Genomic DNA, 13,683 nt, shown 5'->3' with positions numbered 1-13,683 from the left:
AAGGATAGATAATGAGTAGCGTAGATATTCTGGTTCCCGATCTTCCTGAATCGGTTGCCGATGCAACCGTCGCCACCTGGCATAAAAAGCCCGGCGATAGCGTCCAGCGTGACGAAGTGCTGGTGGAAATCGAAACCGACAAAGTGGTGCTGGAAGTTCCCGCGCCCGAGGCGGGCGTGCTGGATGCCCTGCTCGAGGATGAAGGCGCTACCGTCACCTCCCGCCAGGTGCTCGGACGCCTGCGTCCCGGCGACAGTTCCGGCCAGGAAACCTCGGAAAAAGCGCAGAGCAAGGAATCCACCCCGGCGCAGCGCTACACCGCCGGCCTGGAGGAAGAAAATAACGAAGCGCTGAGTCCGGCCATTCGCCGCCTGATCGCCGAACATGATTTGAAAGCCGAAGAGATTAAAGGCAGCGGCGTCGGCGGGCGCATCACCCGCGAGGATGTGGACAAACACCTGGTCGCCAAAAAAGCCGAACCGGCTCCCGCCGCGGCGCCGGTTGCCAAGGCGCCGGCACCGGAGCCTGCGGTTGCCGGATTGGGCAACCGCAGCGAAAAACGCGTGCCGATGACCCGTTTGCGCAAACGGGTCGCCGAGCGGCTGCTGGAAGCCAAAAACAGCACCGCCATGTTGACTACCTTTAATGAGGTCAACATGAAGCCGATTATGGATCTGCGCAAGCAGTACGGCGATGGCTTTGAAAAACGCCACGGCATCCGCCTCGGGTTTATGTCCTTCTATATTAAAGCGGTGGTGGAAGCCCTGAAGCGCTTCCCGGAAGTTAACGCGTCCATCGACGGCGAAGACGTGGTCTACCATAACTACTTTGACGTCAGCATCGCGGTATCCACTCCGCGCGGGCTGGTCACGCCGGTATTGCGCGACGTGGACGCGCTGGGCATGGGCGATATTGAAAAAGCCATAAAGGAACTGGCGGTTAAGGGGCGCGACGGCAAGCTGAAAGTGGAAGAGCTGACCGGCGGCAACTTTACCATTACCAACGGCGGCGTATTCGGTTCGCTGATGTCCACGCCCATTATCAACCCGCCGCAAAGCGCCATCCTCGGCATGCATGCCATCAAGGATCGGCCGATGGCGGTGGGCGGCCAGGTGGTTATCCTGCCGATGATGTACCTGGCGCTGTCCTACGATCACCGTCTGATCGACGGCAAGGAATCGGTAAGTTTCCTGGTCACGGTCAAAGAGATGCTGGAAGACCCGACGCGCTTATTGCTTGATGTATAGCAATCGTCGTCCGCGGGCCGGGAAACCCCGGGCCGCGGCCGGCAGGTTGCCTGCGGGACGTAGCGCCAAGGCGCCTACGGAAAGCACCACTCGAGGGCGGCTGAAGTGCGCCGCCGCCGACACTCCCAGACGAAGATGGAAACAACATCATGAACTTACATGAATATCAGGCAAAACAGCTGTTTGCTCGGTATGGTCTGCCTGCCCCCACGGGTTTTGCGTGCACCACGCCACGGGAAGCGGAAGAATCCGCCTCCAAGATCGGCGCCGGTCCCTGGGTGGTAAAATGCCAGGTTCACGCCGGCGGCCGCGGCAAGTCCGGCGGCGTCAAGGTCGTTAACAGCAAGGAAGAAATCCGCGCTTTTGCCGAACACTGGCTGGGCAAACGCCTGGTGACCTATCAAACGGACGCCCTGGGCCAGCCGGTCCACCAAATCCTGGTGGAAGCGGCAACCGATATCGATAAGGAACTTTACCTGGGCGCGGTGGTTGATCGCGGTTCCCGGCGCGTGGTCTTTATGGCCTCCACCGAAGGCGGCGTGGAAATTGAAAAAGTCGCGGAAGAGACGCCGCACCTGATTCATAAGGTTTCCCTCGATCCCCTGACCGGCCCCCAGCCGTTCCAGGGCCGCGAGCTGGCGTTTAAGCTGGGCTTGTCGGGCAAGCAGGTCGGGCAGTTCACCAAAATCTTCATGGGCCTGGCCGCGCTGTTCCTGGAGCGGGACCTGGCGCTGGTGGAAATTAATCCGCTGGTTATCACCAAGGAAGGCAATCTGGTCTGCCTGGACGGCAAGCTGAGCGCCGACGGCAATGCCCTGTTCCGCCAGCCGGAGCTGCGGGAAATGCGCGATAAGAGCCAGGAAGACGCCCGCGAGGCCCAGGCGGCGCAGTGGGAACTGAACTACGTGGCGCTCGACGGCAATATCGGCTGTATGGTGAACGGGGCCGGCCTGGCCATGGGCACCATGGATATTGTTAAACTGCACGGCGGTTCGCCGGCCAACTTCCTGGATGTAGGCGGCGGCGCCACCAAGGAACGCGTTACCGAGGCTTTTAAGATCATTTTGTCGGATGAAAACGTCAAAGCGGTGCTGGTGAATATTTTCGGCGGCATCGTGCGCTGCGATCTGATTGCCGAAGGCATTATCGGCGCGGTGGCGGATGTGGGCGTCAACGTGCCGGTGGTGGTGCGTCTGGAAGGCAACAACGCCGAGCTGGGTGCTAAAATCCTGGCCGAGAGCGGCCTGAATATCATTGCCGCCACCAGTCTGACCGACGCGGCACAACAAGCGGTTGCCGCGGTGGAGGGAAAATAATGTCCATTTTAATCGATAAAAATACCAAGGTTATCTGCCAGGGATTTACCGGCAGCCAGGGCACGTTTCACTCCGAGCAGGCGCTGGCCTACGGCACCAAGATGGTTGGCGGCGTCACGCCGGGCAAGGGCGGCACGGAGCATTTGGGCCTGCCGGTGTTCAATACCGTGCGTGAGGCCGTGGAAAAAACCGGCGCTACCGCCTCGGTTATCTATGTGCCCGCGCCGTTTTGTAAAGATTCCATTCTCGAGGCGGTGGACGCCGGCATTGAGCTGATTATCTGCATTACCGAGGGTATTCCGACCCTGGATATGCTGGTGGTGAAAGCCAAGCTGGAACAGAGCGGCTCACGGATGATTGGGCCGAACTGCCCGGGTGTTATCACCCCCGGCGCATGCAAGATTGGTATTATGCCCGGCCATATCCATAAACCGGGCCGGGTCGGTATTGTGTCGCGTTCCGGCACCCTGACGTATGAAGCGGTGAAACAGACCACCGATACCGGGCTGGGGCAGTCCAGCTGCGTGGGTATCGGCGGCGATCCGATCCCCGGCTCGAGCTTTATCGATATCCTGAAATTGTTCGAACAGGATCCGCAGACCGAGGCGATTGTGATGATCGGGGAAATCGGCGGCAGCGCGGAAGAAGAAGCCGCCGCCTATATCAAGGATCATGTCACTAAACCGGTGGTGGGGTATATTGCGGGCGTTACCGCGCCCAAAGGCAAGCGTATGGGGCATGCCGGGGCGATTATCGCCGGCGGCAAGGGCACGGCGGACGAGAAATTCGCCGCGCTGGAAGCGGCCGGGGTAAAAACCGTGCGCAGCCTGGCGGAGATTGGTACCGCGCTGAAAACCCTGCTGTCATAAGTGCGCCACGCCCGTTGACACGTTTGTTTGGGATCGGTGTTGGCGGGCCTGGCATGCCATGGGGCGCCCGGTCGGGCGGAAACACCACGCCCGATTCGACCCCATTGGCACGCTCTCCCTTTAACACGCCGCATTGAGATCGATGTTGGCGGGCATACCGTGCCATGGGGCGCTCGGTCGGGCGGGAAAAGCACGCCCGATTCGACCCCATTGGCACGCTCTCCCTTTAACACGCCGCGTTGAGATCGATGTTGGCGGGCATACCGTGCCATGGGGCGCTCGGTCGGGCGGAAACACCACGCCCGATTCGACCCCATTGGCACGCTCTCCCTTTAACACGCCGCATTGAGATCGATGTTGGCGGGCATACCGTGCCATGGGGCGCTCGGTCGGGCGGAAACACCACGCCCGATTCGACCCCATTGGCACGCTCTCCCTTGAACACGTCTGCTTTAGGCTCGGCGTTGGCGGGCCTGGCGCGCTATGGAACTAATTGAACTGGTCGGTTCAGTTAGGCATAATGGGCGCCATGGGCAGACAAAAAAAATTCAGTCGTGAGGGTGTGCTGGAGAAGGTGATCCCCGTCTTCTGGCGGCACGGCTTCGCCGGTACCACCCTGGCGCATCTCGAAAAGGCGAGCGGGGTGAATAAATCCGGCCTTTACGCCGAGTTCAGGGATAAGGACGACCTGTTCCTGGCGTGTCTGCGCCACTATATCGATCGGCGCGCCGTGCATGCGGCCTTAAGCGCCCGCCCCCAGGGCTGGAGCAATATCGAGGCGTTTTTGCGATTGTCCTGCGGCTCCCCGGAGCCTCAGGATAGCGTTTGCCCGCAAGGTTGTCTGGCGGTTAACTCCATGCGTGAATTCGCGCTGTTGCCGGCCGGCGCCATCGACATCATTACGCAACTGCGTGAAACGATACGCCCGCTGCTGGTGGAGAATATCAGGGCGGAGGAGACGCGCACCGATGCGGAGATCCTGGCGGAAATGGTGTCGGTATTTTTTTCGGGTCTGTGCATTGAGCAGAACCTGCAACGGGGGTTTGCCGATACCGACTGTAAAATAAGGCGGTTTATGCAGGCGCTGCGTACATTGTAGGCGGCTTTTATGCCCGATCGCCGGATCGAGGTGCACAACCTCCTCGCCGTTTCCCGCCGCCCGCCGTGCAGCATGATGCATTAGCCGTATCATCGTATTGGCGCCCTCGCCCGAAGCATCTGTCACTTCCTTTTTTTATTCGTCGCCTCATCACATTTATTGCAAATTAAATTCATCATTATCATAGCGCGCTTCTATTGCATGATTAGGCCATCCAATAATGCTAACGTAACAAATAAAAAATATCCCTTGGGTTTTATTTTCTTTTAACTTAATTTCGCGATCTTATTAATTACAGTTTTTTAACATTAACGCTTTTATAGAATAAATAAATAACAATATTTAACATACGTGGTGAAAAATTGCGATAAATCAATGATTTTTGATGGCGTTTTATGTTCAAATCAGGATAACTTGCGCTGGCGCAATTTTACTGCCGATGTCGGGTAAGGCCGGATTTGATCGAGAGGTGATTTCCTAACCTGCATCACGAAAAAAGGTATTTATCCTGAGTAAGTAGAGGGGTACTATATGGTTGGTTTAAATCCGGTTAGTGCGTTTCATTAAAATCCGTCGTCGGTTTACCGCTTAGACGCCTGGGCGTTGTTTTTTGGCCGGCCGAACCGATTGTCGGGAACAATTATAAACTCTTTATTATTCACCGCGGGTTGTTGCGTCGCTTTGTTTCGCCAGGGCGCCAGATTACCGCACGTGGGAACCATCCTGCGAGGAGCAAGGAGTCAACATGTTTGATGTCGTCGAACTGTCACGGTTACAGTTTGCCCTAACGGCGATGTACCATTTCCTGTTTGTCCCACTCACCCTGGGGCTGGCGTTTTTATTAGCCATCATGGAAACGGTGTACGTCCTGTCCGGCAAAAAAATCTATAAAGATATGACTAAATTCTGGGGCAAGTTGTTTGGTATCAACTTTGCCTTGGGGGTAGCCACCGGGCTGACCATGGAGTTCCAGTTCGGAACCAACTGGTCGTATTTTTCCCACTACGTCGGCGACATTTTTGGTGCTCCGCTGGCCATCGAAGGATTAATGGCCTTCTTCCTGGAGTCCACCTTTGTCGGCCTGTTCTTCTTCGGCTGGGATCGCCTGAGCAAAACGCAGCATCTGACGGTTACCTGGATGGTGGCGTTAGGTTCCAACCTGTCCGCACTGTGGATACTGGTGGCCAACGGCTGGATGCAAAACCCTATCGCGTCGGATTTCAACTATGAAACCATGCGTATGGAAATGGTCAGCTTCGCCGATCTGGTGCTCAATCCGGTGGCGCAGGTAAAATTCGTGCATACCGTGGCCGCGGGCTACTGTACCGGCGCCATGTTTGTCCTTGGCATCAGTTCCTATTACCTGCTTAAAGGCCGGGATATCGCCTTCGCCAAACGGTCTTACGCCATCGCGGCGGCGTTCGGCATGGCGGCGGTGTTGTCGGTTATCGTGCTGGGTGATGAATCCGGCTATGAAATGGGCGACGTGCAAAAAACCAAACTGGCGGCCATCGAGGCGGAATGGGAAACACAGCCGGCACCGGCCGCGTTTACCCTGTTTGGCATTCCCGATCAGTCCATCCAGCGCAATAACTTCTCCATCCAGATCCCTTTTGCCCTGGGCATTATCGCGACCCGTTCGACGGATCGCCAGGTGACCGGCATCAAGGATCTGATGGTGCAGCATCAGATCCGTATCCGCAACGGCATGAAAGCCTATGAGCTGTTGCAGCAGCTGCGCGGCGGCCATGCCGATCCGGCGGCGCGCGCCCAGTTCAACGCGATAAAACAGGATCTGGGCTATGGCCTGCTGCTGAAACGCTATACGGATGACATCCCCAACGCGACCGAAGAGCAGATCCAGAGCGCCACCAACGACTCTATCCCGCGCGTGGCGCCGCTGTACTTCTCCTTCCGCATCATGGTGCTGGGCGGCGTGCTGATGCTTCTTATCATCACCATGTCCTTTTGGAGCGTGGTGCGTAACCGTATCGGTCAACGGCCGTGGCTGCACCGCGCCGCGCTGTACGGCATTCCCATTCCCTGGATCGCCATCGAAGCCGGCTGGTTTGTCGCGGAGTACGGCCGCCAGCCCTGGGCTATCGGCGAAATACTGCCGACCGCGGTGGCCAATTCCAGCCTGACCGCCGGCGATATCCTGTTCTCCATGGGGCTTATCTGCGGACTCTATACCCTGTTCCTGGTGGCCGAAATGTATTTGATGTTCAAATATGCGCGCCTGGGGCCTAGCAGCCTGCATACCGGCCGCTATCATTTCGAGCAGCCGACGCTCGCCACGCAGAAAGTCTATTAACAGGAGCCTACGCCATGTTTGACTATGAAGTATTACGCTTAATCTGGTGGGCGCTCATCGGTGTCCTGCTGATAGGCTTTGCCGTAACCGACGGTTTCGATATGGGCGTCGGCATGCTGATGCCCCTCCTTGGCCGAACGGATAACGAACGCCGGGTGATGATCAATACCATCGCCCCGCACTGGGAAGGCAACCAGGTCTGGCTGGTCACCGCCGGGGGGGCGCTGTTCGCCGCCTGGCCGATGGTGTACGCCGCGGCGTTTTCCGGCTTTTATATCGCCATGATCCTGGTGCTGGCTTCGCTGTTTTTCCGCCCGGTGGGTTTTGATTACCGTTCCAAGATAGAAGATCCGCGCTGGCGCGGCATGTGGGACTGGGGCATCTTTATCGGCAGTTTCGTGCCGCCGGTGGTGATCGGCGTCGCCTTCGGCAACCTGCTGCAGGGCGTACCTTTCCACGTGGATGAATACCTGCGCCTGTTTTATACCGGCAATTTCTTTCAATTGCTGAACCCCTTCGGTTTGCTGGCGGGCATTGTCAGCCTGGCGATGTTTATCGGCATGGGGGCGACCTATCTGCAAATGCGCGTCAGCGGCGATCTGCTGGTGCGGGTGCGTACCGTCGCGCAAATCAGCAGCCTGGTATCCATGGTGGCATTCCTGCTGGGCGGCGTGTGGCTGGTTAACGGCATCGACGGTTTTACCATCACTTCGGTCATCGATACCAACGCCGTGTCCAATCCGCTGAATAAAACCGTCGCGCACCAAGCCGGCGCGTGGCTGGCGAATTATCACAGCTTCCCGCTACTCTGGGCGATTCCCGCGCTGGGCGTAATATTGCCGCTGCTGACCTTGCTGTGTTCCCGGCTCGGCAAAGGCGCATGGGCGTTTATTTTCTCATCGCTGACCGTGGCGTGCATCATCCTGACGGCGGGGGTTACCCTGTTTCCGTTTATTATGCCGTCGAGCACCATGCCGGAAGCCAGCCTGACGGTATGGGACGCCACCTCGAGCCTGCTAACGCTGAAGGTCATGACCATCGTCGCCGTTATCTTTGTGCCGATTGTGCTGCTGTATACCATCTGGTGTTATTACAAGATGTATGGCCGCATTACCAAAGAGCATATCGAACAAAACGCGCATACGCTGTACTGAGGAAGGAGCTGAAAAATGTGGTATTTTGCCTGGATATTAGGAACGCTGCTTGCCTGCGCCTTCGGTATTATTACGGCCCTCGCGCTGGAGCATCATGAAGATAGCCAGCCGGGCGTCGTCGGGTCCGACGGTGAGCGGGTAGAGAACGACCTGAAGTGATCAGGTCCGTTACCGATTTCCTCTACCGCCTGACCGACAGCAGCCCGTTGCGGCTGCTGTCGCTTATCATGGCGCTGGCGCTTGCCGGCTGCGTCTTCTGGATGCCGGCGCGTTTTGCCTCCACCACCAGTTCGCTCACCGCCTGGCATAATCTGTTGATTGTCTGGGCGGTATGCGCAGGCGTTATCCACGGCGTGGGTTTTCGCGCGCGCCGATGGGGATGGCGGCTGGCGTTTTTGCCGCTGGCGGCGATAGTGGTGCTGGCCATCGCGCTGGGTTATTTATTTCTCTAAACAGCCAATCGAAACAACGCTGTTTTTTAGCGTTGTTTCAGCGACCGCATTTCACCGCAAAGCCTTTGCGAATAAAGCCCGTCGCCGCAATAGGTTATTTCACTATTCCCGCATTTCATTAACACAACGGGTATAATGCCGGGTCTTTTTGTCAGCACTTGCGCTATATTCTTTACATTGCCCGCCCCACGCGGCGCCGGTGCCCGCTTTATCCATAATTATTTTCATTCATCCGAGGTAATCCATTCCAAACGGGGTTGCTCTTGCGTATAGTAAGCACCGTTGTTTTGCGTTGCTGGGATGTACAGTGAGTAATACGTTATTCCGATGGCCGGTACGCGTCTATTATGAAGATACGGACGCCGGGGGTGTGGTTTATCACGCACGCTACGTGGTTTTTTACGAAAGGGCCCGTACCGAAATGCTGCGCCAGCATAATTTCCATCAGCATGCCTTCCTCAGCGAGAATATCGCGTTTGTGGTAAGGCGCATCACGGTGGACTATCTCGCCTCAGCGCGTCTGGACGATTTGCTGCAAGTGGAAAGTGAAATCGTCTCAATGCGCGGTGCCTCTCTGACTTTTGCGCAACGCATCCTGAACGCTGAAGGGCAACTTCTCAGCCAGGCGGATGTTTTGATAGCCTGTATTGATCTACACCAAATGAAGCCTGTCGCGCTTCCTAAGTCTATTGTCGCGGAGTTCAAGCAGTGACTGACATGAACATTTTTGATCTGTTCCTGAAAGCAAGCTTTCTGGTTAAACTGATCATGTTGATTTTAATGTGCTTTTCCATTGCATCCTGGGCGATCATCATCCAGCGCACCCGTATTTTAAACACGGCTACCCGCGAGGCGGAAGCCTTTGAGGACAAATTCTGGTCCGGTATTGAATTGTCCCGCTTATATCAGGAAAGCCAGACCCGCCGCGACGTGCTGACGGGATCCGAGCAGATTTTTTATTCCGGCTTTAAAGAATTCGCCCGTTTGCACCGCGCCAACAGCCATGCGCCTGAAGCGGTGGTGGAAGGCGCCTCGCGCGCCATGCGGATTTCCATGAACCGCGAGCTGGAAGCGCTGGAAACCCATATTCCTTTCCTCGGCACCGTGGGCTCCATCAGCCCGTATATCGGCTTGTTCGGCACCGTCTGGGGCATCATGCATGCCTTTATCGGCCTGGGCGCGGTTAAGCAGGCCACCCTGCAAATGGTTGCTCCCGGTATCGCCGAAGCGCTGATCGCCACGGCCATCGGCCTGTTCGCCGCTATTCCGGCGGTGATGGCCTATAACCGCCTTAGCCAGCGCGTGAACAAGCTGGACCAGAACTACGACAACTTTACCGAAGAGTTCATCGCCATCCTGCATCGCCAGGCCTTCGCCAGCAGCGATAGCGCTAAGTAGAAGGAGGGGAGAACATGGCCCGCAGACGTGGTCGGAATCAAATTAAGTCGGAAATTAACATTGTTCCACTGCTTGACGTGCTGCTGGTGCTGGTGTTGATTTTCATGGCGACGGCGCCCATTATCACCCAGAGCGTCGAGGTGGATTTGCCCGACGCGACGGATTCAAAAGCGGTCAGCAGCGATGATAATCCGCCGGTGATCGTCGAAGTATCGGGCGTTGGCCAGTACAGCCTAGTGGTGGATCACAACCGTATGGAACAGTTGCCGCCGGAGCAGGTGGTGGCCGAGGCGCGCTCGCGCATTACGGCCAATCCCAAAGCGGTATTCCTTATCGGCGGCGCGAAAGACGTGCCTTATGATGAGATTATCAAGGCGCTGAATTTGCTGCATCAGGCCGGCGTGAAGTCGGTGGGCCTGATGACCCAGCCCATTTAACGGCATGCTGATCATGCGCGATTTAACTGGCAAATCTGTTTGTGGGAATCGATTGTGGTAAAGGCAACCGAACAGAACGATAAGCTCAAACGCGCCATTATTATTTCGATTGTTCTGCATATTCTCCTGATCGGGTTACTGGTCTGGAGTTCCTACACGCAGACTCTCGAATCCAGTGGCGGCGGCGGAGGCGGCTCGTCCATCGACGCGGTTATGGTCGATCCCGGTGCCGTGGTGCAGCAGTATAACCGTCAACAGCAGCAGCAGACGGACGCTCAGCGCGCGTCGCAGCTGCGGGAAAAACAGGCGCAACAGCAGGCGGAAGAGCTGCAGCAAAAGCAGGCCGCCGAGCAGCAGCGCCTGAAAGAATTGGAAAAAGATCGGCTGGCGGCGCAGGAAGCGGCGCAGCAGCAGAAAGAACAGCAGGCGGAGCAGCAAAAACAGGCCGCGGAAGCCGCTAAACAGGCGGCGGAACAAAAGCAGCAGGCGGAAGCCGCCACCCAGCAGGCCAACGAACAGCAGAAACAGGCGGAAGCCGCGGCAGCCCAGGCCAAGGCCGAGGCGGCGCAGCAGGCCAAAGCCGCCGCCGAAGCGAAAAAACAGGCGGAAGCCGAGGCCAGTAAACAGGCCGCGGCGGCTGCTGCGGCGGCGAAAAAGCAGGCTGACGCGGCAGCGCAGGCCAAGGCCGAGCAGGCCGCCAAGGCGAAAGCCGTAGAAGACGCGAAAAAAGAAGCGGCCGCGGAAGCGGCGGCCGCCAAGGCGGAAGCCGCCAAAGCCGCCGCCGCCGAAAAAGCGGCGGCCACCGCCAAGGCCGACGCGGCCAAAGCGGCCGCCGCCAAAGCCGAAGCGGCCAAGGAAAAAGCGGACGCCGCCGCGGCGGCCAAGGCCGAACAGGCCGCCAAGGATAAAGCCGCCGCCGCGGCTGAAGCCAAGGCCGCCGCCGCCGCCGCTAAAAAAGCGGCCGGGGATGCGAAAAAAGCCGCCGCCGCCGCCGCTGCAAAAGAGTCTAATGAAGTCGATGATTTACTGGGTGGTTTGACCGATTCGAAAAACGCGCCCAAAGCCGGCGGCGGGCCAACCGGGGGCAGTAAGCCGAAAGGCACGGGCGCGAGCAAGGAGAGCGGGGCGTCGGGCGCGGAAATAAATAGTTACGCCGGTCAGGTTAAAGCGGCCATCGAAGCGAAGTTTTACAGCGATCCTTCATTCGCCGGCAAGACATGTGTGTTGCGCCTGAAGCTGGCTCCTGATGGCATGGTCATCTCGGTCTCTTCCGAAGGGGGCGACCCGGCCTTATGCCAGGCGGCTGTCTCGGCGGCGAAACTGGCTAAAATACCGAAACCGCCAAGCCAGGCCGTTTATGAAGTATTCAAAAATGCGCCAATTGATTTTAAACCGCAATAATGGGTAAAGAAGTCAAAATATACCGGTGATGGTTTAAGATTTAGACTATGTTGTCTACCTGATGTATATGGTTTTGTTTACGTGGTTTAGTTAAAATTCTGCTAATTTATCGTGGCGTATCGCCTCGGTATGGGAGATGAAATGAAGCAGGCATTTCGAGTAGCGCTAGGTTTAATGATTTTATGGGCATCCGTGCTGCATGCGGAAGTGCGAATTGAGATCACGCAAGGGGTTGACTCGGCGCGGCCGATTGGCGTGATTCCGTTTAAATGGGCGGGACCGGGCGCCGCGCCCGAGGACATCGGCGGCATTGTCGGCGCGGATTTGCGCAACAGCGGTAAATTTAACCCGATCGATGTGGCGCGTATGCCGCAGCAGCCCGGTACGGCCGCCGAAGTCACACCGGCGGCATGGACCGCCCTGGGTATCGACGCGGTTGTCGTGGGGCAGATCCAACCCAGCGCCGACGGTAATTTTGTCATCTCCTACCAACTGGTTGATACCTCCGGCAACCCCGGCGCGGTATTGGAGCAAAACCAGTTTAAAGTGAAAAAATCCGATCTGCGTTACGGTGCCCATGCCGCCAGCGACGGCGTTTTTGAAAAATTGACCGGGATCAAGGGCGCGTTTCGCACCCGTATCGCTTATGTGGTGCAAACCAACGGCGGGCAGTATCCTTATGAGCTGCGCATAGCCGACTATGACGGGTTCAACCAGTTTGTGGTCCACCGGTCTCCCCAGCCGCTGATGTCGCCGGCTTGGTCGCCTGACGGCAGCAAGGTGGCCTATGTGACGTTTGAAAGCGGACGCTCGGCGCTGGTGGTGCAGGATGTCTATAAACAAACGGTAAGGCAGATTGCCAGCTTCCCGCAGCATAACGGCGCGCCGGCTTTTTCGCCGGACGGCTCCAAGCTGGCTTTCGCCCTGTCGAAATCCGGTAGTTTAAATATTTATGTGATGAATTTAGGCTCCGGCCAGATAACGCAAGTGACCGACGGTCGCAGCAACAACACGGAGCCGACCTGGTTCCCGGATAACCAGACCCTGGCGTATACCTCGGACCAGGGCGGCCGTCCGCAAGTGTATAAAGTGGGTATCAACGGCGGTAGCCCGCAGCGCCTGACCTGGGAAGGTTCCCAGAACCAGGACGCCGACGTGAGCGCGGACGGTAAGTTCCTGGTCATGGTCAGCAGCAACGGCGGCGCTCAGCATATCGCTAAACAAGATCTGGCGACGGGAGCCGTGCAAGTTTTAACGGCCACGTTCCTGGATGAAACACCTAGCCTCGCACCCAATGGCACCATGGTTATCTACAGCTCTACACAAGGGATGGGTTCCGTGCTACAGCTGGTTTCGATTGATGGGCGTTTCAAAGCGCGTCTTCCGGCGACTGATGGACAGGTCAAATTTCCTGCCTGGTCTCCGAATCTGTGATGCATGTGTAAATATGTATGGCAAACTATAAAAGGAAAATGAGATGCAACTGAACAAAGTGCTAAAAGGGCTGATGCTGGCCGTGCCTGTACTGGCTATCGCCGCGTGTAGTTCCCACAAAAGCGCTAACAATGGCGCAGATTCTGCCATGGGCGCTGGCACTGGTATGGACAATGCGAGCGGTGCCAATTCTTCTTCCGAAGAACAAGCGCGTCTGCAGATGCAAGAACTGCAACGGAACAATATCGTTTACTTCGATCTTGATAAGTACGATATCCGTTCTGATTTCGCCCAGATGCTGGACGCACATGCTAACTTCCTGCGCAGCAACCCATCCTATAAAGTGACCGTAGAAGGTCATGCGGATGAACGCGGTACGCCGGAATATAACATCGCCCTGGGCGAACGTCGCGCCAATGCCGTGAAGATGTATCTTCAGGGTAAAGGCGTCTCTGTCGACCAGATCTCTATCGTATCTTACGGTAAAGAGAAGCCGGCTGTGCTGGGACATGACGAATCGGCTTATGCCAAAAACCGTCGTGCCGTACTGGTATACTAAGAG

At 57.1% G+C, this 13,683-nt stretch carries 13 protein-coding genes and 1 pseudogene; all 14 read left to right on the top strand.

The window, feature by feature from the left end; genetic code table 11:
- Positions 1–11 precede the first annotated feature (11 nt).
- The 14 genes and pseudogenes from odhB to pal all read left to right on the top strand — a co-directional run bounded on the left by odhB (position 12) and on the right by pal (position 13,680).
- Entirely contained in the window at positions 12–1,247 is a 1,236-nt protein-coding gene (odhB, locus tag ACL2XM_RS14770) for a 2-oxoglutarate dehydrogenase complex dihydrolipoyllysine-residue succinyltransferase (RefSeq protein ID WP_413722314.1), read from the top strand.
- A gap of 149 nt (positions 1,248–1,396) precedes the next feature.
- Positions 1,397–2,563, top strand: coding sequence for an ADP-forming succinate--CoA ligase subunit beta (sucC, locus tag ACL2XM_RS14765; protein ID WP_410016043.1), 1,167 nt, complete (start codon positions 1,397–1,399; stop codon positions 2,561–2,563).
- Complete coding sequence (sucD, locus tag ACL2XM_RS14760) at positions 2,563–3,432, top strand: succinate--CoA ligase subunit alpha (protein WP_410016042.1); 870 nt, start codon at positions 2,563–2,565, stop codon at positions 3,430–3,432. The genes sucC and sucD overlap by 1 nt, the downstream gene beginning before the upstream one ends.
- A 529-nt stretch (positions 3,433–3,961) precedes the next feature.
- Positions 3,962–4,531 (top strand): TetR/AcrR family transcriptional regulator, encoded by a 570-nt coding sequence (locus ACL2XM_RS14755; RefSeq protein ID WP_413731167.1) that lies wholly within the window; start codon positions 3,962–3,964, stop codon positions 4,529–4,531.
- Between the two features lie 745 nt (positions 4,532–5,276).
- A complete protein-coding gene (gene cydA / locus ACL2XM_RS14750) occupies positions 5,277–6,845 on the top strand; it encodes a cytochrome ubiquinol oxidase subunit I (RefSeq protein WP_413727044.1) in 1,569 nt (522 codons plus the stop codon).
- 14 nt (positions 6,846–6,859) lie between these two features.
- Positions 6,860–7,999, top strand: a complete 1,140-nt coding sequence (gene cydB / locus ACL2XM_RS14745) for a cytochrome d ubiquinol oxidase subunit II (RefSeq protein ID WP_413731166.1) — start codon at positions 6,860–6,862, stop codon at positions 7,997–7,999.
- Positions 8,000–8,014: 15 nt separating this feature from the next.
- Positions 8,015–8,113 (top strand): annotated as a pseudogene (gene cydX, locus ACL2XM_RS14740) (cytochrome bd-I oxidase subunit CydX); the annotation flags it as partial.
- Between the two features lie 44 nt (positions 8,114–8,157).
- Entirely contained in the window at positions 8,158–8,451 is a 294-nt protein-coding gene (gene ybgE, locus ACL2XM_RS14735; RefSeq protein ID WP_410016598.1) for a cyd operon protein YbgE, read from the top strand.
- Positions 8,452–8,758: 307 nt separating this feature from the next.
- Positions 8,759–9,163 (top strand): tol-pal system-associated acyl-CoA thioesterase, encoded by a 405-nt coding sequence (gene ybgC / locus ACL2XM_RS14730; RefSeq protein ID WP_410016038.1) that lies wholly within the window; start codon positions 8,759–8,761, stop codon positions 9,161–9,163.
- The gene (gene tolQ / locus ACL2XM_RS14725; protein ID WP_331121173.1) at positions 9,160–9,849 is read left to right on the top strand and encodes a Tol-Pal system protein TolQ; all 690 of its coding nucleotides are present in this window, start codon (positions 9,160–9,162) and stop codon (positions 9,847–9,849) included. The genes ybgC and tolQ overlap by 4 nt, the downstream gene beginning before the upstream one ends.
- 14 nt (positions 9,850–9,863) lie before the next feature.
- Complete coding sequence (tolR, locus tag ACL2XM_RS14720; RefSeq protein WP_410016037.1) at positions 9,864–10,286, top strand: colicin uptake protein TolR; 423 nt, start codon at positions 9,864–9,866, stop codon at positions 10,284–10,286.
- A 54-nt stretch (positions 10,287–10,340) separates the two neighbouring features.
- On the top strand, positions 10,341–11,687 hold the full coding sequence (tolA, locus tag ACL2XM_RS14715) for a cell envelope integrity protein TolA (protein WP_413731165.1): 1,347 nt from the start codon (positions 10,341–10,343) through the stop codon (positions 11,685–11,687).
- Between the two features lie 141 nt (positions 11,688–11,828).
- Positions 11,829–13,121, top strand: coding sequence for a Tol-Pal system beta propeller repeat protein TolB (gene tolB / locus ACL2XM_RS14710; RefSeq protein WP_410016035.1), 1,293 nt, complete (start codon positions 11,829–11,831; stop codon positions 13,119–13,121).
- 43 nt (positions 13,122–13,164) lie between these two features.
- Positions 13,165–13,680, top strand: coding sequence for a peptidoglycan-associated lipoprotein Pal (gene pal, locus ACL2XM_RS14705; protein ID WP_410016034.1), 516 nt, complete (start codon positions 13,165–13,167; stop codon positions 13,678–13,680).
- Positions 13,681–13,683 lie beyond the last annotated feature (3 nt).

This window comes from Sodalis sp. RH20 (assembly GCF_047324205.1).
Classification (GTDB): domain Bacteria; phylum Pseudomonadota; class Gammaproteobacteria; order Enterobacterales; family Enterobacteriaceae; genus Acerihabitans.
Note: the sequence above shows the minus strand (reverse complement) of the source record. Positions and strands in the feature narration are given on the sequence as shown.

Coding starts and splice junctions, on each gene's coding strand:
- odhB (WP_413722314.1), top strand. CDS start 12: ATGAGTAGCGTAGATATTCTGGTTCCCGATCTTCCTGAATCGGTTGCC.
- sucC (WP_410016043.1), top strand. CDS start 1,397: ATGAACTTACATGAATATCAGGCAAAACAGCTGTTTGCTCGGTATGGT.
- sucD (WP_410016042.1), top strand. CDS start 2,563: ATGTCCATTTTAATCGATAAAAATACCAAGGTTATCTGCCAGGGATTT.
- ACL2XM_RS14755 (WP_413731167.1), top strand. CDS start 3,962: ATGGGCAGACAAAAAAAATTCAGTCGTGAGGGTGTGCTGGAGAAGGTG.
- cydA (WP_413727044.1), top strand. CDS start 5,277: ATGTTTGATGTCGTCGAACTGTCACGGTTACAGTTTGCCCTAACGGCG.
- cydB (WP_413731166.1), top strand. CDS start 6,860: ATGTTTGACTATGAAGTATTACGCTTAATCTGGTGGGCGCTCATCGGT.
- tolR (WP_410016037.1), top strand. CDS start 9,864: ATGGCCCGCAGACGTGGTCGGAATCAAATTAAGTCGGAAATTAACATT.
- tolB (WP_410016035.1), top strand. CDS start 11,829: ATGAAGCAGGCATTTCGAGTAGCGCTAGGTTTAATGATTTTATGGGCA.
- pal (WP_410016034.1), top strand. CDS start 13,165: ATGCAACTGAACAAAGTGCTAAAAGGGCTGATGCTGGCCGTGCCTGTA.